This is a genomic window from Flavisolibacter tropicus, from assembly GCF_001644645.1.
GTDB lineage: Bacteria > Bacteroidota > Bacteroidia > Chitinophagales > Chitinophagaceae > Flavisolibacter > Flavisolibacter tropicus.
Genome location: NZ_CP011390.1, coordinates 719,190 through 740,886, shown reverse-complemented (window position 1 = coordinate 740,886; position 21,697 = coordinate 719,190). Strand labels below are relative to the sequence as shown.

The window sequence follows — 21,697 nt, the reverse complement described above, 5'->3', positions numbered from 1 at the left end:
TGAAAAGTTTGTTTATCGCAACTTTATAATTGCCACTAAATCAATATCAGATACAATGAACTTGGTTAATTAAAAAGCATTCCTTTCACCTCTGAACATATTTATAATAGTGAGGAAAATTATTTTTATATCAAGTAGCAAGCTCCAATTTTCCATATACCAGATATCGTGCTGCACTCGCCCTTGCATTTGCTCAAGAATCTTTGTCTCTCCTCTAAACCCATTAATTTGCGCCCAACCAGTTATACCAGGTTTTAGAAATTGCCGAACCATATACTGATCAATAAGTTTTGAATAATCGTCTGTATGTTTTAGCATATGTGGTCTGGGACCCACAACACTCATATTACCCCAAAGAACATTCAGAAATTGTGGAAACTCATCAATACTAGTCCTCCGCAAAAACTTTCCAATACGTGTAATTCTTACATCAAACTTTTGTGCTTGCTTTGTATTAGCTTCTGAATTGAGACGCATACTGCGAAACTTTATACAATAAAACGGCTTCTTGTCTTTGCCTGTTCGCAGTTGCTTAAAAAATATGGGACCTGGAGATTCTAAATAAATGAGTAATCCAATAATAGGTATAAGCCAGGATAGGATTAGTGTAATTACCAAAAAACTGAAAACAATATCGAATACCCGTTTCTTAATTCTATTATCAACATCACTTAATGGTTCTTCCCGTAAAGAAAGTACTGGAATGTCTTTAAAGTAATTGATATACACTACTTTCTTTATAATAAAGCTTAGATCTGGTATAATACGGAAGTGAATACATGCATTATCTGCCTGCTTCATAAGCTTATAAATAACTGTATTATGTTCCGGCGCAATAGTAGAATACACTTCATTTACATCATAAAATCGAGCAGCTGTAATTGTATTATCAATTGAATCAATAATTGGATAATTTGATAACTCACGAACATTATTCTTTTCCTCACAAAAGCCTATAATTTGGGTATTCGGATCGTCATCTTCTAAATATGAAGCTAGCTTCTTAGCTGTGTTATTATAGCCAACGATCATTATTTTTCGTGCCAAAAGCTTATGTCTTTTAAAATAATAACGTAGGTATAAAAGCAACAGTCTATTAAACAGTAAAACAATGAAATGATTTAAAAAGACTGCTCCGATGAAATAACCGGAAATAATATATTGGTCTAAGAAAAACAGATAAGATACAACTAAGATTAGCCAGTATAAAAAAGTGTTTAATGTACGTTGTGAAAAGGCTTCGAATGATAATATAATTTTTTTGCTATATAAATTAGTTAGCCATGCTGTACCCAGCCAACTGATGTTCATCCATACCAAAAGATTCATGTATTCCAACTCATGACTTGCTATGGAAGGAAATTGAAACCAGATCTTACAAATGACGTTACTAAAATTTAGACTGATTACATCTAAACAAAAAACACAAACCTGAATAAATCTTAAAAAGTAATTATTCATAGTGATGCTTTACAATAATGTTAGAGTATTTCTCTTCTTATAATTTTAAATTACCAAGTGGTTCTTTATAAGAAAAGATAATTGGAGCTTTTCTATATGATATTAAGTGCGGGAACGAAAGGTTAAACTATCAACCTTGTATATATTTCTTCTAGTTCTCTAGTTACAGATTCAGGGAAGTACTCTTTTATCTTTTGAAGAGATTGCTTTCCATGATCTTCTACTTTTCCAAAATTGTTAATGTAGTACAACAAAGCCTGCAAAATCGCTTTTCTGTCGCCTGGTGCTATAAGTAGCCCGTTAACGCCGTTTTCTACAACTTCTGGTATACCGCCTACATTGGTTGAAATAATAGGCATACCGCAACTCATAGCCTCCAAAATAGAAATAGGAACACCTTCAAAATAGGAGGGTAAAACATAAACATCTGAAACCTGTAATAAACACTTCTTCTCCTCACCAGTAACCCAGCCCCTGTAATCTATGCAATTTTCAAGCCCACCTATTTTAATTAGATCTAGTAAGTCGTCAGTGTCACCACTTCCACATATAATCAACTTTGCCTTATTTTCTAAAATTTCTTTATTTTCTGCAATTGTATCTACCAAATCAAAGATTCCTTTCTTCTTTGTTATCACGCCTAAGAATAAAAAATTTAAAATCTTTTCTTCCTTAATTGAATTATCCTGCTTTGCAATGGATACGATATTATTTACTTTGAAAACATTATTTAAGCTAAACGATTCAATAAAATAGCCCTTCCAGAAATCTGATACTGTAATTGTAGCATCATTCAAACTCAAGAAGTAACGAATGCTTTTTTTTGAAATCCAATTACTCTCATCATAAAAGTGCTTGAAGTGTCCTGTATGGATATGATTAATAACTTTTTTTCTAAAGAATTTTTTTGCCAAAAAGGCAATTATCAACTTTCTATACAAGCTACCATCTTTAGCTGAATGGATGTGAAGCACCTGAATCTCTTTGTTCTTTCTTAAGAAAGCTATTATTCTAACAAGTTGCTTTATAAAAAAAACCAGCTTTTGTGACTTACTTGGCAAATTCTTAAAAGATGGTATAAAATTAAATACCTCATAATGATCTTTATAAATATCAAGCAATGCACCAATGCCCCCACGGTGACCAATGTAGTCTGGCCCGATTAGTAACACTTTTCTAGATACCAGTGACGAGATCATACTATAAATTAATGAGGTCTATTTCCTTTTAGACAACTATAGGTTTATGCAACGGCCAAATTCGACGGCAATAATGGGTAGCTATTTAAATAATTGCTTACCGTTTGGTTAATTCCATATTTTTGGCACACCATGTTTCGTGACAATTCGCAAGAATCTTGAAACTCATTATTCTTTGTCAGTTCTATGACTTTTAGAATGCAAGAGACCAAATCTCCTTCTATATTAATATCAAATAAAAATCCAGCAGGGATATCCTTTAAGATTTCAGCCGGGCCGTCAACATTGGATGCAATAACCGGAAGCCTTGCAGCCAAGCCTTCAACTATTGTTAGCCCAAATCCCTCATATATCGAAGGCTGCAATAGAAGATCAAACTGATTAAGGTTCTCATAAATCCAGTTGCGATCTTTTTCACCCAGAAAAAACACACTGTTTTCCAAATTATACTCTTTTGTCAATTCGCTTAAATATTGCAAAGAAGGGCCTCTGCCTATAAAATACAATTGTACGTCTAGATTAAGTGTAGTTCTCAATTTATGTATAGCTTCAATTGCTAGATGTTGGCCCTTTACTTCATGTATAAGCCTACTTACTTGCACGATTTTAAACGAAGCTGCGCTATTAACGGTACTTAACTGTTTTGGCTTTATATTGGGCGTTTCTATACCATTATAAACCACGGTTGCATTTATACCTCCGCGTTTAAGGAGATCATTCCTTACAGCATCAGAAATAGCATAAACCTTTTTATATTTTCTTAGATTTTTCACTTCCACACCAACTGTATGAATGGTAACAACCATTTTATTTTTCCAAAATGGCAAATAGTTAATCAAATTGTGTTGATGACAATGAATAACGTCAGCCTTTAAATTGAAAAGCCAAAACCAGATCTTAAAGAGAACAAAGGGATTTCGCGACTGTTCATTTCTTTCGGCATAATAAACTTTTACAGCAGGAGATAGACGGTCAATTAATATTTGGTCAATCTTACTGTTCACCACAATTATAGAAACATTAGCTGTTTTGACTTGTTCATTTACCAGGTCAGTCAACATATTCTCAGCGCCACCAACCCGCATTACAAAAATTACATGCACTATATTGATCTTGGTCATTTTATTTATGAAGGGATATAGGGTTTATTTAAAAGAACTCTATAAAGTTTACTAGTACTACGGGATAAAAATGTAAGGAAAAAGGAAAAAGGCATTTGGATAAAATGAAGTACATCCATTTCATTAATTTTCCTGACATGTGGAACAACATCTGAAACTTTATACCATACACCAAAATTCAAAAAGTAATAAGGCCGATATTTAGATAGAAAGGGGAGTGTATGCATCAATATCTTTTCATAAATCTTATACCTTATTTCAACTACAGTTCGTTCTTTATTCTGTAAAAAACCATTACTACTTAATTTGTGGCCAACAAACTCTAAGTAATAACCCAGTATTTTGTCAGCTTTTACAAACTTGTAATTGGGTAAGAGCCGCAATTGAAACTCAAAGTCGCTTACTAGCCTAAATTGTTCATCAAAATATCCAACCTTTTCATGAACCGATTTTCGCCACATAGGAAAGCATCCAATGATGTGTCTTCTTAATTTACTTTTCTTCATTTCGCTGAATTCAGCATACTGAAGCTTTCGATGTTTAAAGGTTCCATATTCACGAGTGCCATAGAAGTCGCCATAACATAATACAGCGTCATTGTTATCTAATGCTATCTTTTGCGAAAGCAAGGAATCTGGTGTTCTGATATCATCGACATTCCAAATAGCCAAATATTCACCTTTGGCTATTTTAATGGCCCTGTTCCATGAATTATACAAACCTTCACGCCCAATTTGAATATGTGTTAAATGAATGCCTGTCCAATCAAACTTTTTAATGATCTGCAATTCATTACTAGTGGGATCATTATGTACAAGTATTAACTCACATTCATCTTTATTAACGATATTAAAAAAGTGATGGATAAAGGTCTCTAAAAAAGCTTCACACCGATAAAGAGAAGTAATGATTGAAATCCTGATCATTCAAATACGATTTAGCTCTTTTATTTAAATAAAGTTGATAATAGTAAGCACCAAATAATACTAATAAAGAGGTTGTATATGGCAGAGAAATGGTATTACTGAAAAAGGAAGTAATAAAAAGTGCAATAATATACAGGGCACCAACCTGCATAATTCCATCTTCTCTTTCTTTAAAAAAATCTTTAAGGAATGAAATATGAAATAAAATGAAAACTAAAGTACCTGCTACGCCCATTTGTAAAATCATTGAGGACCAAGCAATATCACTACTAGCTACTTGTGAAACATTTCCATATCCGTCATCCATCCCGATATTGAAATTCAAAGAGGCTGCCTTTCTGGAATCATCAGTAATTAGTCCAGCTCCCAATAGTGTTTTGCCATTTTCTTTTAATATATAGTTCAGTCGTTCCTGAAAAAGATATTGCCGGAACTCAGTAGTAGTTATGTTTGTTAAATCTATTTCATAGAAGGCTGCAGGAGTTATTGCAAATGAAGTCTGTGAAATATCCTCCAAACCTTTAGAGAAGCGATTATTCCATAAAGAATCAGCAAAGTAGAGAAACCCAGCACTTAAAATGCTAAACCCTAAAATTGCAATTATTGAAACACGATTGCTAAATAGGAAGTGTAAGAAATAACAGACAACTATTGCTAAAAGCAGGTTTCTGTGTTGTGATAACAAAACTGCTGAACAGCACATTAATAAAAGAATATACCTAAAACGTATTTGTAAAAAGTTGTCTTTAAAAAACAGGAAAAAGATAACAGGATAGACATAAACAGGCAAATTATAGTAACGGTCTTTCTCTCCGCTAACACCCATAAAATCGGATGTTATACCATTCAGCAATGTTTTGTGAAACACCTGTTGCAAGCAATAAACAAGGCTAACGAATGCTGTAATAAAAATTAGGATTTTAAAAACCTTGGCAATTTCTTCCTGAGGAAGTTGTACAAACAATACGATCGGTAAAAAATAAAGTAAGTTTCGAAAAACCCGTACACTTACTGCAGGTTCGACGTTCTGAACAAAAATGCTGTATACTAATAGTATTATTAAAATGACACCATAGATGGACATCATTTTAAAACTTTTCCATACCAGCGTATTTAAAAATACCTGAGGTTGCAGCAACAACATTGCACCAACAAATAATAATACCCAATCATAGCATTTAGTAACGCCAATTGAAGATATTACCATATAATTAAGTGGCACCAATTGAAAACCACCGGTTAACAACGCAAATAACAGCACAATAGAAATAAACCTATTAGGCCCAGAGAATAAAGCAAATGAGACAATGAATAATATTGCGCCTATCATTTTATAGCTTAATTATGAGCTTCATATTTACAGAATGGATGAGAAGTAGTGTTCTTGTAAATTAATAGGTAGTAACTTGGGATTTATCTTTTTTCAACTAGTGGCTCTAATGACTCAAGTAATTGTTTACCAATAACGTTCCAGTTTAACTCGTTACAAAAACGATAATATGCGTTTACGCTAATCCTCTCATATAATCGTTGATCATTTATCAAATTCTCAATGATTTCAACAGCATTCTCCTTAAATGTTTCAGGTTGAAAACAATAACCAGAAATTTTATCTAATACAACAGCAGGACATCCTCCGGTATTTGTTGTAATAACGGGTAGGCCATAAGACGCTGCTTCAGAAAACACAATTGGTGTACAATCGGCTTCAGTAGGTAGTATAAAAAAGCTGGCTTGTTGAAAGAGCTTATCCAGTATTTGACGGCCTTCGATAGTTTCTTTTGAAATAAAGGGGTAGTATTTAACAAAGGAGGGCAAAACTTCGCCTTCGGGTATTTTACAACCAACCAATGTAAGTGTTACATTATGGCCTTTTTCAATTAAGGCAGCTACTGTCTCTATAGCCTTCCTTGCACCTTTGCGCCGCCATTCTACGCCCACGAACAATAAGTTCTTTACTTTATTGTCTGCACGCTCACCTACCAATTCTCGGATTTTCTTTTCCGAAAAACCATTCGAAAGATTAGGTCCAAAACTGCTTTTCCGAACCTTTGATTTATCTATATTATACTTATTTACTGCATTTTCAATAGCCCATTCAGAAGTATAAAAGGCCAAAGAAGCTTTTTGCAAAGCAATGGCTTCTGCCTTATTTCCATTTATAATAGATTGTTTTGTCAAGGATTGATCCTGCATATAGAGATTTATCAAACCATCATAAGTGGAATCTGTCATAAAAGCAATGGGCTTATCCGTTTTTAAGTACGTTATGGGTAATGACCCTGGGGAGAAAACAATATCGTACTCCTGATTAAAAAGCAATTGATTAGCTTTTTTAGCCAATGACTTTAAATATGACGGCTCTCTTTCTAATAAAAGCACTTTATTAAATAAAATTTTATTAAGCTTTCTTTTTAATCGCTGAATAAAAGAGTGTTTGACAATACAATGTATTCTTAACAGCTCTATACCCTGGTTTTTTAAAGCTTCAGCAATATAAAATCCGCTTCCAGACCAATGTTTTACTTCTTCTGAATTGTATGAAGTAATATACGCTACCCGCATAGATTATTAATTGGAACTGTAAAAAGAGGGGCTTAAATCACTCTTAAAATGGAGCTAGGAGAATTTAAGCTAATTTTTGCAATATGGGACTTTGGAACTTTAGCTACCATTGAATAGCCAATTGATGGCAGCATTACTTTTACATAATTAAACTGTACTTCTATCACTTTACCTTTCATTGAGAAAAGGGGACCATGAATAATTTTGACTTCTTCATTGACATTTACATCGATTTTTTCTAACTCAACATCGGTATAGTCGCTCAGAAAGGACTTTATTGATTCTATCTCTGCATTTTTTATAACAGCAGGCTTACCCAGCCAATAAACGAAGTTTATTATACCATCCGTCTTTCTTATTGACAGATATTCATCAATGTTGGTATTGACAAAAACATAGGATGTAAACAGTGGTTCCAGTACAATCTTTTTTCTATCCGACCATTGCCTTACCACCTTATTTAAGGGGCAATAATTTTCAATGTTCTTATTCGATAATAATTGAGATACTTTTTTTTCCCACCTTGCCCTGGTGTAAACGGCAATCCAATGTTTGTTTATGTTCATAACTTCTCCTTTCAAATTTCACGGGATCAGGCATGGTCTAAATCTTTTTTTCTGACATTATAGACATAACCATAACCGTACCCATATCCATAATGGTGTTTTCCAAATCCTCTAGGTCTTATTCCATTAAATACAATGGAAATATTATTCAATTTATTTGTTGCATTATTTTGATCAAGACGCTCTAAATAAATCTTAGGCGTATAGTTATGTCTTACCACATATAGTGTCATATGGCAAGAGTGAGAAAGAATGAAAGCATCTGTAATAGCTCCAACTGGAGCAGTATCAATAATTATATAATCAAATAATTCACTTAAGTAATTGATGAATTCCTGAACCTTTCCATTTTCAAGCAGTTCTGAAGGGTGCCATTCCGGACATTTGCCTGCTGGAACAATAAATAAGTTTTCCTGCAGGTTTGTCCGTTTAATTATTTCTTCTTTTTCGGCTTTGCCTTGCAGGTATTCTGAAATGCCTGGTGAATTGGAAATGCTTGCCGGTTCATAAACCGTAGGGTTGTTTAAGTCTAGTTCAAGCAGAACTGTTTTTTTATTGTTTATGGCAAACGAGGTTGCCAGATTAACTGCAATATAACTTTTACCCTCTCCTGAAATAGTTGAAGTAACAAGAATGCGATTGCATTTGTTTTTATTACTGTTTAAACTGATTGCAACACGCAATTGCCGGAATTGTTCGGAAATAAAGGTTCTTGCATTTGCATTAACAGCTATTGGGCTTTTGGTTTTGTCGCTTGCAATTTCACCAATAATAGGGTAGACGGTAAGATCTTCAATTTCTTGCCTAAACAAAACCTTGCTATTGAGTGTTTCTTTTATAGTAATGGTGCCAATTCCTATGATAAATGGTGCTATAAAGGCAATCATATATATTTTCATAGGTTTGGGGCTAACTGGTGAATAAGAAGCTTTTGCCCGATCCACTACAATAGAGCTTGGGATTGTTGAGGCTTTTGATAAAACAGCTTCTTCTTTTTTCTGCAATAAAAAACTATAGATAGAAGTGATAGTGCTTTGTTCGCGATTTATATTCACCAATTCTTTTTCCTGATTGGGAATATTTACCAGCGAAGAATTGTATTGGTTATTGGTTCTTACCAAATTATTTTTACTGGTTTCAAGGCTTATACGTTGACTTCTGATATTCTCGATTATACTAGGTCGTATTTTATCGATTTGCATGTTAATGGCCGTTAAAGCCGGAGAGTTTTCTCCCTCCGTTTTCCGATACTTCTCATATTCAAGTTCTGCATCATACAGATTGCCCAATAACTTACCCAACATTGGATCATCTACACCAAGGGTGGATGGAACTATTCCATCCTTTGCATCTTTTGAAACAACATATTCTTCCACTTTATCTAGCACAGCCAACTTCATATTTATTTCACTTAACTTTTGGTCGTTTGAACTTACATTTTGTAAGAAAAGTTGGCTTTGGGTTCCTATGTCAACTGCTCCACTACTAGATTTATATTGTTTAATTTTATTTTCAACTGCATCTAAGTTTTTACCTACCTGATCTAAGCGTTCCTGTACAAACTTCAATGTATTTGTTGCCAGGATGTTCTTATCGTTTAAGCTTGTTTTATTGTATGCCTCAATCAGTTCATTTAAAATATCTTCAGCTCTTTGTGGAACGTCATCAGCACAATAGATATCAAGTATAGTTGAAGCTTTACTGCTAGGCTCAATAAAAACGCTATTTTTTACCATTTCAGCAACCGCATCTGGATCTACTAACTGGAAATCATATTTACTAGCAGTTGAATAAGAGAAATCCGGATTTTTGACAAAGCGAATTGTATCCACACGATTGAGAACTATCCATTGGTTCAATGCAAACACTTTTTGATTAAACTGAACTGTATTATCGTTTGCATTATATGTGAAACTATATGTTTCAGGACTACCTATTACTGTCTGGTTTTGGGCCTCTATTCTTACAGGAGAGGAGGTGTAAGCTGAAACATCCCGAAACTTACCCTTTTCATAAATAGGTGCATACAGACCAAGGTTCTTGACAACTTCTACCAGAATCCTTTTTGACAAAAACACCTCTTTCTCATTTTCCAAAAGCTTTTTGGTACTTACCATGGTCAGAAATTCTACAGATCTATCATCCGCGCCTTTATTTTCATCTTTAATCAATACCCTAGCATTGGCTTGATATTGTGGAGGTGTATACAATAAATAAAGCCAAGCTGCACCCACTGACAAGAGCAGCAAAATCAAAAAGTATGGCCAATAAACGCTGTGCCGCAACCACAGTTGCGTAAAGTTTAAGGCATGCTTATTTTCAAGCTTTTTGTTTGATAACGCTTGCATAGTTGTTTAATTTCTAAAAGCAATCCGATCAAGAATTATGACTGCTAAACCCATTGCACTAAATATTATAGGTAACACTTGACGTGATTTACTTGTGCTTGATATTTTGGCGCTATTTGGCTCAACATAAATAACATCGTTCGACTTCAGATAATAATAAGGAGAAGTAAGCATGGAAGCAGAATTCAAATCCAGTCTTTTCGTTATTTTCTTACCATCCTCTTCCCGTATAAGTAAGACTTTATCTCGTATTGCGTACATTGTTAAGTCGCCAGCCATACCAATAGCTTCGAGAATTGATATTTTTTCGTTTGGTACATTAATCACCATAGGATGACCGACCTCACCTAAGACTGTTACTTTAAAATTCAACAGGCGAACATTAACGATAGGATCTATCATTAACTTTCTAGAAAGTATGCCGTTTGTAATGGTATCAGCCAGTTCGTTACTGCTTAAACCATCCGCTTTTAACTTTCCTAGATAAGGTAATTTTATGTAGCCATCTGGATCTACTAAGTATCCAGCCGGTTGAGAGCTGTAAAGACCAGGGAAACTTGAGCTAGTGTTGGAGTTGGTGGATACGTTTGAAATATTAAAAAGATTGGTAGGTTGGGTGCTCATGCTTGTAACATTAATATTGAGCACGTCGTTGCTATGTATTAAGACTTTTGCAGACTGATTGGAAGTTTTAATTTCAGCATCCTTCTGATCGATAAAATAAGTTGCTGACTTTGGATTTACACATGCAGAAACACAAACGACAACTATCACAAAAATAGTCAGCTTCCATATTGTATTGTTCATAGCGGGGGGTGGTTTACAATGTAGTAGAGATAGTTCAGTTTAGAAAAAAGCTTCGCTAATCTCAATTACATTCGTTGTTTTGAGGCAAATAGATTAACATTCATTTTTTAAAGCTGCTGTTCTAAGATCAAAGGTGATCTTGCTGCTTTAATTGAAACTGCCTGGAAAAAACAGTTTTTATGAAGTTGGTTATAACTAGAATATGAGTATCTATCTGGCCATTCGCATATAGCAACCAAGCCTTATGAAGTAATTGAACTACTAATACATTGATTAGAAGGATCTTTATAGGAGTTGACAAGAAATCAGAGAGTTGGGATCGGGGGGGACGAATAAAAAGTGCGTAGAATTAATAGGGAGCGGAATTGCTTATAAAGATAACATGAAGTCAGTTGAATTTCAAAACTCTATTCGACTTTTTTTATCCTTTTTTTTTATTTTCTATTTATCCTGTTTTATACAACGGGAATGTATAACTTATTACAATTCAATACACTCTGCTGTAAAAAGCCAAACTTTTTAGTTAACTAAATGAAAGCAACACATATATACATTACCCATTTTCAGTATACTTTTATCTATAACACTCATTCCATTTTCGCCTATTCCTTGTCGAATAGTCCTCACAAAAATGTAGTATACTGATTACATAATGATACAAATTATACGAACTAATAAAGTGCACACATTAAATCATAGATAGTTTGTTTATAACAAACTGAAAAACTAGTAAACATAAACGTATATCGACAACTAGTTCAATTTTCATTACGTACCCTAAAGAATTTATTCATCTATGAATATGCGATGCCGTTAGTATACCCTAATTCTATCTGTATTCAAATCTTATACCACTCCATTAATGTAGTTGTAATTATGAGCAGTAAAAGAATTACTCTTATGAAGCATTCATTGATGAGTATACATTGATTAAACGGGATGTCTTTAAAGATTAATAGCACGTTGTGTTTTCAAAAAGTTCTCTGGGTATATCAACCCCAAATTTTGCATTACCACTTTATTGTTTAGTATCCTTAAGTTGAGCTATTACCATATTACATCATTTAACAATTATTGTTTAAATGTGCGTTATGGGAAAATTATCTTAAGCTAGTTAGTTTATTAATTTTGATATAGCGCTCTTAACCTATTTATAAACGAGCTATAAAGTTTTCAAGTTTAATCCACCTATGCTTTTAAAAGTAATTTTAATAGCATGACTCATGCGAAATGCAATTAAAATAAGTAGTGTTTTTGTAGTTATCCTATTCATTTCTGCTGTTGTACTATTATTAAGCCATAGCATTAGTAATACAAATGAAAAAGATCTTCAGCTACACGCAGCCCTATTAAAGGATAGCGCTTGGGAAGCGCCGAGCTTGTATACCGACTTAGTTACATCGGGAAAAGAAAGGGCACAAGTAATTTATGGTGAAGACTTAATTGCCAATACTGCTAAATATTTAGGGCCTAAAGGAAGTATTGCTCAGATCTCGAATGGAATGAATTGCCAAAACTGTCATTTGGATGCCGGCAAAAGAGCCTGGGGAAATAATTTTGGAGCCGTTTATTCTACTTATCCAAAATACAGAGAGCGAAGTGGTAGCATTGAAGACATTCATAAGCGTATTAATGACTGCTTTGTACGGAGTTTGAATGGTCAGCCATTAGATACGAACACTAAAGAAATGGAGGCCATGTATGCCTATATAAAATGGGTGGGAAAAGGTGTAGCCAAAGGTGTAAAACCTTATGGTTCTGCACTAGGTAAGCTCAACTATTTAGACAGAGCAGCGAGCCCTGATAAGGGCAAAAATGTATATACCCAATTGTGCCAACGTTGTCATGGTGAGAGGGGAGAAGGACAATTAAATCTTGATAGCGCATCTTTTGCCACACCTCCTCTTTGGGGAATAAATAGCTACAACGATGGAGCCGGCCTTTATCGGTTATCCAGTTTTGCTGTTTTTGTAAAGTATAATATGCCTTTTAACATTGCTTCACGTAAGAGCCCCGCACTTACAGATGAAGAAGCCTGGGATGTAGCGGCGTTTGTGAATTCACAACCGCGACCTCATATGGATCAACGGGCTGACTGGCCAGATATGACAAAAAAACCTATTGATTTTCCTTTTGGTCCTTATGCAGATCCCTTTACACAGCATCAACATCAATTTGGACCATTTAAGCCAATAGAAGAATGGAAAAAACTGATACATAAAGAATTGGCGTTACGAAATTGAGCTTTGAGAGGTGGGGCTACGAGAGGAGTCTACAGTCGAAAGTCCACAGAAGGGAAAAGTCAATACTCAGTAAGTCAGTGGTGAATGGTGAGTGGTGAGTTAGGGAGTCCGTAGTGAATGTGTATAGGAGGATGGTAGGAGGAGTAGTGAATGTGGAAGGCAGGTAGAAGGCTTTATCTGTGCAGTTGGTACGGACTTACCTACAGAAGAGGTACAGAAGAGGTACAGACTAGGTACAGGAGACCCACAGACTAGGTACAGATAAGGTACAAGAAACCCACAGACTAGGCACACCCCCAGCCCCTAAAGGGAAGCACCCACGCATAAGTGTCCTGCAGATGGCGCCAATTGGTGCGGAATGGGAACTACAGTGGCACTGAGACAGGGAGGGGCACAGGGAAAATGGATTAGAGGAGGAAGGCGGATGGCCGATTTTGGTTGACAGGTTAATAAGTTGACAAGGGAAAGAATATGAACAAGGAAGGAGAAATAATGAGTAATTAGGAAGGAATTGTTCAATCCTCAAGGCAAAAGGAAGGGAATTGTGATTTGAGAAGAGAAGGAATTTGGAATTAGTGATTGGGAGTTAGCGGGACTGGAAGTTTTTTGATTTTTTAGATACTCTTCTATGGCATTTTCTTTTGCAAGTCTCAACTGCGGGCTTAAACAGTCTAAAGCCTATTAATGAATCATTCTTAGTGTTGGTTTAAATATTTTATCACATAAGATAGTGTCTAATGCGGTAAAATGAGTAGAGAAATAAAGTAATTATTTCTCTACTCATAATTGATCATTTAACTCTCTTTGCTTTGTAATAAGCGATTTTCTATTACTTCCTTAAATGCGTTTTTGGGAATAGCTCCTTTTTGTAACATTGGTGCGCCTGAAAGCGGTATAAACAAAAGTGTGGGAATACTTTGAATCCCAAATATGGACGACAACTCTTCTTCGGCTTCTGTATCTACTTTATAAATATTCAATTTTCCATCGTATTCTTTTGCTAATTCGTCAAGGATAGGGGCTACTGTTTTACAAGGCCCGCACCAGTCTGCATAAAAATCAATAATAGCAGGAACATCACCTTTAAATTTCCATTCCTGGTCCTTGTCGTAGTTAAATACCAAATCTTTGAAACCTTGTGTTGTTAATTGCTTTGTAGACATATCAACTATTTAAATTAAGAATAGCTCAACATTATTGCTCGAACTTACTATTCTTACTCAAAAATGAGACCTATACTACTTCCCTTCAGTCTTAATTGTTGTAAAATATAATATCTGGTGTTTTATAGTTGTAGTTCTCCCATTAAAACCCTTAAAAGTCTACAATTTAGCTACAGGCTTATAAGGTTAAACTGATGATCTTTTTCAATTTTCATTAAAATATTTCAATACTTAATTATCGTATTTCGATAATTAATATATCTTTGACTTAAATATGGGGGATATGAGATCTGTACGACTATTGGCTGGCATTTTATATTACTTATCGCGTATTTTTTCAGTAATGGTCCTGTCAATAACTGTGTATGCGACAGCTACTATATTGCTTTATGAAATGAACTCTTCATTTTCTTTGCCTTTTCGTGTATTAGAAGATGGATCCTTTAAGCTGTTTCTTCCATTTACACAGACGACCTTTTTGCTAGGCGATTATACAAGTTCCTATTTAGTCAGCTATTTAATGATGTTGGCTTTTTATGGCTTATTTCTATGGTTACTAGCCGACGTTTTTCATGCATTTAAACAGCCTAGACTATTTACGCCTAAGGGTGTTGTGCGCTTGACACGTTTTTATTTAACCAACATCATTGTTCCGTTTGTTTTTATTTTTTTGTTGATCGTTTTTGGCAATGAATTACTAGACATTGTTCGTATTACACTTTTACACTTTGTGATCGGCGTTTTTGCCTACTTTATAGCTGCTATTTTTAAACAGGGATTGGTTTTACAAGAAGAACAGGATCTAACCTTATAATATGTCAATTGTTATCAACCTAGATGTAATGTTGGCCAAGCGCAAAATGAAGAGCAATGAATTGGCAGAAAGAATTGGCCTTACACCCGTGAACTTATCTATTTTAAAAACTGGCAAAGTAAAAGCTATACGCTTATCTACATTGGAGGCTATCTGCAAAGAATTAGACTGTCAGCCAGGCGATATTCTGGAATATAGAAAAGAAGGATAGTACATTATTCAATTTACAAGCTTGTTTATAAACACTTTAGGGCGTTTAAAATTCTTATTGCCCTGTAGGAAATACTGCGCAGTGCTTTATAAAATCCTTTGTGCTATAAATAGCAAAACAAAGCTTACTTAACCTATACTACAGGAAAGCGTTGCTATCCTGACAACTATGTATTTGCCCTAACCTTTGATGGTTGGCTATTATTCTAATTACACATTTACTTAAACGAGTTCATATGATTCCTCAAAAAACTAAACGTCGAAAGATTCAAGTAATCCTATCATTGGCATTTATTACTATAGCAAGCATCCTTATTTTCTTATCCTCTTCATCTCCAGTAAAACAAATAACCGGAAGTGTTGCCAGCTTAAATCGAAAATTTGAAGAACATACAGAAAGTATATGGAAAGTGGAATTTAGTCCAGATGATAAACTTTTAGCCAGCTGCAGTATTGATAGCACAGTGATCATTCGTGAAAGAGAAACAGGTAGGATTCGAGTGATCTTAAAGCATCCGATTGGTGTAACCAATCTTGAGTTTAGTCGTGATGGCAACTATTTGGTCACCTCTGCCTATGACGAAAAAGTACGACTATGGAAAATAGCTGATGGGAAATTAATAAAAGAGTTTACCGGGCATAAAGGCACAGTGTGGACAGTGAGCATTAGTCCCGACCAAAAACTTATTGCCAGCGGGGGAGAAGATAAATGCATCCGGTTATGGAGCCCAGAATCAGGGGCCTTATTAAAAACAATAAAAGCACATGACCGTAATATATGGAGTGTTCAATTTAGTCCGGACGGTAAAACACTAGCCAGTAGTAGCTTTGATAGCGATATTAAGCTGTGGAGTATACCTGATGGTAACCTATTACGCACTTTGTCAGGTCATTCAGAAGCTGTTGTTTCCATTGCCTTTAGTAATAGTGGCCAGCTTTTAGCCAGTGCCGCTGACGATGCTACTCTTAAAGTCTGGAATGTACAAGACGGCCGATTGCTCCAAACTCTTTCTACTGGCGATGAACATCAACACACCGTTGCATTTAGTCCGGATGACAAAAGATTAGTAGGAGGGGGAAGTGATAAAACAACCATAGGCGAGTTCTTTCAGCACCTCTTTGGCGATTCTCACCGTAATAAAGGTATATCGATGCGCCTCTGGGATATAAAAACCGGACACTTATTACAAACTTTCATGCAACATGCCAACGATGTAAATGGTGTTGACTATAGTGCTGATGGGCACTGGATAGCAAGTGGCAGTGCGGATAATACAGTTTGCCTCTGGAAGGTAAATCAATAGAAAAAGATAAACGCAATTTTTACTAAGAAGATAATTTCAACCGGCAGTTACATTTAGCAACTACCGGTTGAAATGCTATTCGTTTATTTTAAGAAGCGGTAGGTCCATTTTATTAAAAAACTGTTTCGAGCACTGTTATTAAATGCATTATTAAATAAACTCTGTGTTAGAGGGGATGTCAGATCAGAAGCCACATCTGGTGTTGTGCCCTGTGCCCAAACTAAGTAAAGCTCTGAACCTGCTTTGTACTCCCAACGTATGATTAAGTTGGAGCGCATCTGTACAAAATTAAAATCTGGCTTACTAAAACTGTAATCAGGGGTACCATCTCCATTTTCATCTACCGAATACTGTTCATTATTAAAGCTAATCTGATTGGATTTATACTGGTGAAACCGATCGTTGTACTTTTTAGCTAATGGGTCTGATACGTAGGCGAAGTTACTATAGATGGGCCTGGTTATAAATGGCTGCCCGTAATACTGTAGCGTTAAATCGGGGGTAATGTTATAGGTAAGCCGACCCGTAAAACGAATTGTTTTTTGTTTTACCTCACCTACAATGGAGCGGATACCATTATTAAAATTTACATTACTTACGAACTGATCTTGTTTTCGATAGTTATAAGCGTAACTACCTGCTAAGCTAACGCGTAATGCATTGATAGGCTGAAATGTAAGGGAAAGGTTTAGCTCGGTTATTTTAAGCTCTTTATTAAAACCCCAGAAGTTAAAAATATCCGGACTTACATATACTTTTTTACGTGTGTCGCTTACAACGTACAAACTGTGACCAATACCTGCAGGCCTGCGCATAGCAACAGTTCCCCGCAGTGCATTATTGGAAACATCGTAAGGGTTCCAGGTTACGCCAGTTCCCGTTTGCCAGTTGTTTTTAAAAGTAGCGTGAGTGTTCATGTTAAATGCCTGGTAGAGAAACTTTCCACCGTAGTCCCAGCGAGACCAATGGTTATAGTTTATCCGTGCATTGCGGAATATGGAGAAGGCCCTTTGGAACTGGACACCCGCCCAGGTAAAATGATTAATCTCATTGGTGGTTAGCATAAAGCCAATGTCATTTAGCTCCAAGCTGGGAGAACGGAAGGTAATGCCTGTTTCAAAACGAAATACCTGACCTATCTTACCAGACTTGCCACCACTTTTTCCAAAGCGAATAGTACCACCAACACCGGTTAAAGAGGTTTTACTGCTATCCAGAGTTACTTCGCTTGCACCTTCGCGTTGGAAGAGGTGCTCAAATGCTGTTTGTGTTTGTAATATTGCTTCTTTAGTTCCTTGCACATTGCTAAACACCATGTTTCCACGGATATACCAGGTGCGGTTTTTCCAGTAATGCAGGAAATCGACGCCACCTGAAGTAGCACTATTATGTAAATACTGTTCTAGCCCATTCTCCCGCTTAACATTGGTAATAATACCACCGACAATGGTATTACCGCCATTATAATCTTTCTGTAGCCGACCTACAAAATAATTAGTAAGTGGCTCTACCAATTCTTTCCTCTTTTCACCAGAATCGTCTATAGTAGCGAACTCTCGTTGGGTAACACTTTCCAATATGCCAATACTGAGGCCTTTTTTTGTTTTACCACTGAACTTAGCAGCACCCAGGATAGATGTATACTGCGGCATGTCCACATATTCGCCATTTGCTACATTTGGATAGCCATGAGGGGAACTTCCAATACGACGGGAGTAGAATAATAAGTCGGCATCATAATCACCCCCTGCTTCAGACCCAGTCAATTGGTAATCAAATATGTTCCTGCTTTCGATGAAAAATGGCCTACGTTCTTCAAAGAAGTTTTGGAAGCCATCTATGCGCACTTGAGATGGATCGGCTTCTACCTGTCCAAAGTCGGGGTTAATGGTAAAGTCCATGATCAGATTGTTTGTAACTGCTACTTTGCCATCAACCCCAGCTGACAGGCGAGTATCTGTACCATCTGCAAAAGGATTACCCGGTACACTTTTATATTTATCAAGCTGAGCAGTTACATAAGGAGCAATTTCTACCTGCCGGTGAAAGGGAATATTTTTTAAGCCATGCAGTTCTCCAAAGCGGCTTACCCATTGCCCCGAGCTTTGAGGGATAGGCTGCCAGATGGAACGTTCTTCTTTTCGGAACAACCGCCTGGTTATTTGAAAGCCCCAAACCTTTTCAGGTTCATTTCCATAACGCAATTGGCTGAGCGGTATTTTTAATTCACCGGTCCAACCCTTATCATCTATGTGTGTTTTTGCATACCAGATAGGATTCCAATTGGCATCCCAGTTATTACCATCGTTTGAAACAAATTCATCGCCACGAACACCTGAAACAGAAAGGGTAAATGAGAATGCAGTACGCAGGTCATGGTAGCTGTCTATATTAATCTCCACCCAATCGCCAGGAAATTCATCACGGCGGCTTAAGCGCCTAATGATTGAATCGGGGGCCTGATCAAAACAGCGATAGGCTATATAGAGAAATTTATCGTCGTAGAGGATTTTGAAGTTGGTTTGCTGGGAGGGCGCATCGCCTTCATGCGGTTGGTTTTGAATAAAATCGCCACCCCATTCTACCGCATTCCATGCTTCTTCAGAGGGTATACCATCGAGTGTAATTGATCCGGTTAGCGATTTGGTAAAATATTTTTTCCTGCTTATTACTGAATCCTTGGTCTGTGCAAAAGTAGATACAGTAAGCAATAGCGACATCATCAACAGTAAACAAATCCTATTCATTTGTCAATTATAAGAAATGTGCAAGTTGCTATATCCTAAAAATGTAACAATGGTTTATTATCAAAATATGCGGTGAAAAATTCGTTCAAGCTCAGCAATCTTTATAACACCAAGAGGCTTTTAGTTCTTGCTGGTCCTTCTTACCTCTATCTTTTCAACTTTTTTCCTTGATGAAACCCTTCGACTACGCTCAGGGGGTGAGCAAAAAAATCAATCCCGCACCTGCGGGACCGCCAATGCGCCTCCGGCTGCCGGGCCACCCACGCACAGCAGCACTCCGCTGCTTTGGGTATTGTTTAGGATAGGTGGGTCGTTTTACGCGTACACTTCTAAGCGTTGATTGCAAGGAACAAAGATGATATAAACAGCTGCTATGCGAAGAAACGGCAGGCGCTGTACCACTCTGCTGTTTGACTTTTAGCAAAGAAGCATTTATTGGAGAGTGAGAGCATTTGGTAATAAAATTGCATTCAATACTCCTTCAAAAGAAGTAATTATGACCAAGTATCTGATTGGCGTATTAATGACAGGGATCTTGCTTAGCTGCAAGAATAAAAATACTACAACGACAACAACGGAGTCGTCGCCAAATCTTACCAATGTTGAAAATGTAAATGGTAATATACCCGATACTACTAACAGTATTTCATTAGAAAACAGACAGACTGTGGATAGTCTGTCTTTAGCTGATAGTTTAAAAAACAGGCGTTAAACTGTAAGCTTTTTCATGTATTCGGCATTTGCCTTTACCGCTTCCATGGGTGTTGCATTTACAACTGTATCTTGCTCCACAAAGCGGTATTTAATATCATTAGCAGCTGCATTACTAAAGAGTTTTTCGAAGTCGATGCTTCCTGTTCCCAACATTACAAAAGCATTCTTTTCGTTAGCTGTAGCCTCTTTTTTACGATCTTTTACATGGGCAAGGCGGAAACGTCCCGGATATTTAGACAACCAGGAAACAGGATCTTGCCCAGCAACAACCACCCAATAAATGTCCATTTCATAGTCTACCAGACTTTTATCTGTCTGTTGCATTAATACATCCTGTGGCAACTGACCCTCCAGTGGCATAAAGCTGTAATCGTGATTGTGATAAGCAAAGCGAATTCCATTTTTCCGACACACCTCACCACGCTGATTAAACGCATCGGCATACCGCTTGAAATCATCCAGATTTTTTTGTGGTCCCAACCATGGACAGACCAAATAGGACATGCCGATCTCTGCAGCTTCCGCTGCTTTACGTTCAAAGTCTTTATTGATATCACAATGACTGGAAACGATCTTCATCCCTAAACCGTCCATTAGACTTTTGAACTCTGTATTCTTCATTCCCCAAAAAATCCCTTTATCCCCTTCAAAACTTTCTATCAGTTTATACCCATAAGAGGCCACCTGTGTTAATGTGCCCTTAGGATCGGCATGCAATTGATCACGCAATGTGTATAGGCCAAGGCCAAAATCTTTGTATTTAGCATTCGTCTTTGAAACAGCTCCGCAGGCAGGCAATAAGCTGCTTAGTGCAACGCCTGCGCCTGTGATTCCCATTGTTTTAATAAACGATCTTCTATTGTACGTCATAGGTCAATTTTTTATGCCCAAGCTTTATCGCCTTTTTTATAATCCACGCAACCTTCGAATTTACCAGGAACCGGATTGTAACGGAGGGCTTGTGTACAGCCAATTTCTGATGTGAAATAGCCTAATAACGTGAGCTGCTTCATCATAGTAAAATAATGAGGTGACATTTTTTGTCGCTCGTACTTCTTACCTGAATTGCGTGCCTCGACCTCTTTCGCGTTTTCTTTATCATTAAAGGCTTTTACTTTTTCCTGGTAGGCTTTGGCTTCTTTATCTAAGGTGATCAAAAACTCTTTTCTTTCGGCAGGTGAGAGTTGTATAAATTCCTTGCTATACTTTTCCTTACTTGCTTTATTCAGCATTTGCATGCCCTCTTTAAACACTTTTTGATCTCCGGCTTCATAACAATCATTCACCATTATTGTCATGAACTGACCAACTTTAGCGGCCTTGGCGCCGGGGGAACTGGTTGTTGGAATTATTGTGTCAGCAATTTCATCGAGGTAAGCAATCTGATCTGGAGAGAACTCCATTTCCTTTCCTGTATTTGATTTGCAACCTAATAGAAAGGAATCCCCACCTATAAGGGCGCCACCCAGAAGTATGCTTATATATTTTACCGCTTCTCTGCGTTCCATA

Annotated in this window: 18 protein-coding genes; 5 read left to right on the top strand and 13 right to left on the bottom strand. The window is 36.5% G+C overall.

Going from position 1 to position 21,697, the window contains the following annotated elements; translation table 11 throughout:
* Window positions 1–69: 69 nt before the first annotated feature.
* From SY85_RS03025 to SY85_RS02985, 9 genes are all read right to left on the bottom strand, one after another.
* The gene (locus SY85_RS03025) at window positions 70–1,461 is read right to left on the bottom strand and encodes an undecaprenyl-phosphate glucose phosphotransferase (protein ID WP_066401746.1); all 1,392 of its coding nucleotides are present in this window, start codon (window positions 1,459–1,461) and stop codon (window positions 70–72) included.
* A gap of 122 nt (window positions 1,462–1,583) precedes the next feature.
* A complete protein-coding gene (locus SY85_RS03020; RefSeq protein ID WP_066401745.1) occupies window positions 1,584–2,660 on the bottom strand; it encodes a glycosyltransferase family 4 protein in 1,077 nt (358 codons plus the stop codon).
* A gap of 44 nt (window positions 2,661–2,704) precedes the next feature.
* Window positions 2,705–3,781, bottom strand: a complete 1,077-nt coding sequence (locus SY85_RS03015) for a glycosyltransferase (RefSeq protein WP_066401744.1) — start codon at window positions 3,779–3,781, stop codon at window positions 2,705–2,707.
* A 5-nt stretch (window positions 3,782–3,786) separates the two neighbouring features.
* Window positions 3,787–4,707, bottom strand: coding sequence for a glycosyltransferase (locus tag SY85_RS03010; protein WP_066401743.1), 921 nt, complete (start codon window positions 4,705–4,707; stop codon window positions 3,787–3,789).
* On the bottom strand, window positions 4,667–6,037 hold the full coding sequence (locus SY85_RS03005) for a hypothetical protein (protein ID WP_066401742.1): 1,371 nt from the start codon (window positions 6,035–6,037) through the stop codon (window positions 4,667–4,669). The genes SY85_RS03010 and SY85_RS03005 overlap by 41 nt, the downstream gene beginning before the upstream one ends.
* 83 nt (window positions 6,038–6,120) lie before the next feature.
* Window positions 6,121–7,272 carry a glycosyltransferase family 4 protein gene (locus SY85_RS03000; protein WP_066401741.1) on the bottom strand — a complete coding sequence of 384 codons (1,152 nt, stop codon included), beginning with the start codon at window positions 7,270–7,272 and terminating at the stop codon, window positions 6,121–6,123.
* A gap of 32 nt (window positions 7,273–7,304) precedes the next feature.
* Window positions 7,305–7,838 carry a UpxY family transcription antiterminator gene (locus SY85_RS02995; protein WP_066401740.1) on the bottom strand — a complete coding sequence of 178 codons (534 nt, stop codon included), beginning with the start codon at window positions 7,836–7,838 and terminating at the stop codon, window positions 7,305–7,307.
* 26 nt (window positions 7,839–7,864) lie between these two features.
* The gene (locus tag SY85_RS02990) at window positions 7,865–10,186 is read right to left on the bottom strand and encodes a GumC family protein (RefSeq protein ID WP_082886268.1); all 2,322 of its coding nucleotides are present in this window, start codon (window positions 10,184–10,186) and stop codon (window positions 7,865–7,867) included.
* Between the two features lie 6 nt (window positions 10,187–10,192).
* Window positions 10,193–10,993 (bottom strand): polysaccharide biosynthesis/export family protein, encoded by an 801-nt coding sequence (locus tag SY85_RS02985; RefSeq protein WP_066401739.1) that lies wholly within the window; start codon window positions 10,991–10,993, stop codon window positions 10,193–10,195.
* Between the two features lie 1,223 nt (window positions 10,994–12,216).
* Between SY85_RS02985 and SY85_RS02980 the strand changes: the two genes are divergently transcribed.
* The gene (locus tag SY85_RS02980; RefSeq protein WP_082886267.1) at window positions 12,217–13,236 is read left to right on the top strand and encodes a c-type cytochrome; all 1,020 of its coding nucleotides are present in this window, start codon (window positions 12,217–12,219) and stop codon (window positions 13,234–13,236) included.
* Window positions 13,237–14,030: 794 nt separating this feature from the next.
* Here SY85_RS02980 and trxA read toward each other — a convergent pair.
* Window positions 14,031–14,399, bottom strand: coding sequence for a thioredoxin (gene trxA, locus SY85_RS02975; protein WP_066401738.1), 369 nt, complete (start codon window positions 14,397–14,399; stop codon window positions 14,031–14,033).
* 283 nt (window positions 14,400–14,682) lie between these two features.
* Between trxA and SY85_RS02970 the strand changes: the two genes are divergently transcribed.
* The 3 genes from SY85_RS02970 (at window position 14,683) to SY85_RS02960 (ending at window position 16,727) form a co-directional block, all read left to right on the top strand.
* Window positions 14,683–15,213 (top strand): DUF2975 domain-containing protein, encoded by a 531-nt coding sequence (locus tag SY85_RS02970; protein WP_066401737.1) that lies wholly within the window; start codon window positions 14,683–14,685, stop codon window positions 15,211–15,213.
* Between the two features lies 1 nt (window position 15,214).
* A complete protein-coding gene (locus SY85_RS02965; RefSeq protein WP_066401736.1) occupies window positions 15,215–15,424 on the top strand; it encodes a helix-turn-helix domain-containing protein in 210 nt (69 codons plus the stop codon).
* A 235-nt stretch (window positions 15,425–15,659) separates the two neighbouring features.
* Entirely contained in the window at window positions 15,660–16,727 is a 1,068-nt protein-coding gene (locus SY85_RS02960; protein ID WP_066401735.1) for a WD40 repeat domain-containing protein, read from the top strand.
* Between the two features lie 83 nt (window positions 16,728–16,810).
* Here the strand turns inward: SY85_RS02960 and SY85_RS02955 are convergent, their stop codons facing one another.
* Entirely contained in the window at window positions 16,811–19,474 is a 2,664-nt protein-coding gene (locus SY85_RS02955; RefSeq protein ID WP_066401734.1) for a DUF5916 domain-containing protein, read from the bottom strand.
* 496 nt (window positions 19,475–19,970) lie between these two features.
* Here SY85_RS02955 and SY85_RS02950 point away from each other — a divergent pair, with 496 nt between their 5' ends.
* Entirely contained in the window at window positions 19,971–20,186 is a 216-nt protein-coding gene (locus SY85_RS02950; RefSeq protein WP_148661104.1) for a hypothetical protein, read from the top strand.
* Here SY85_RS02950 and SY85_RS02945 read toward each other — a convergent pair.
* The gene (locus tag SY85_RS02945) at window positions 20,183–21,058 is read right to left on the bottom strand and encodes a sugar phosphate isomerase/epimerase family protein (protein WP_066401732.1); all 876 of its coding nucleotides are present in this window, start codon (window positions 21,056–21,058) and stop codon (window positions 20,183–20,185) included. The two genes, SY85_RS02950 and SY85_RS02945, sit on opposite strands and share 4 nt — an antisense overlap.
* An 11-nt stretch (window positions 21,059–21,069) precedes the next feature.
* Window positions 21,070–21,696 carry a gluconate 2-dehydrogenase subunit 3 family protein gene (locus SY85_RS02940; protein WP_066401731.1) on the bottom strand — a complete coding sequence of 209 codons (627 nt, stop codon included), beginning with the start codon at window positions 21,694–21,696 and terminating at the stop codon, window positions 21,070–21,072.
* Between the last annotated feature and the right edge of the window lies 1 nt (window position 21,697).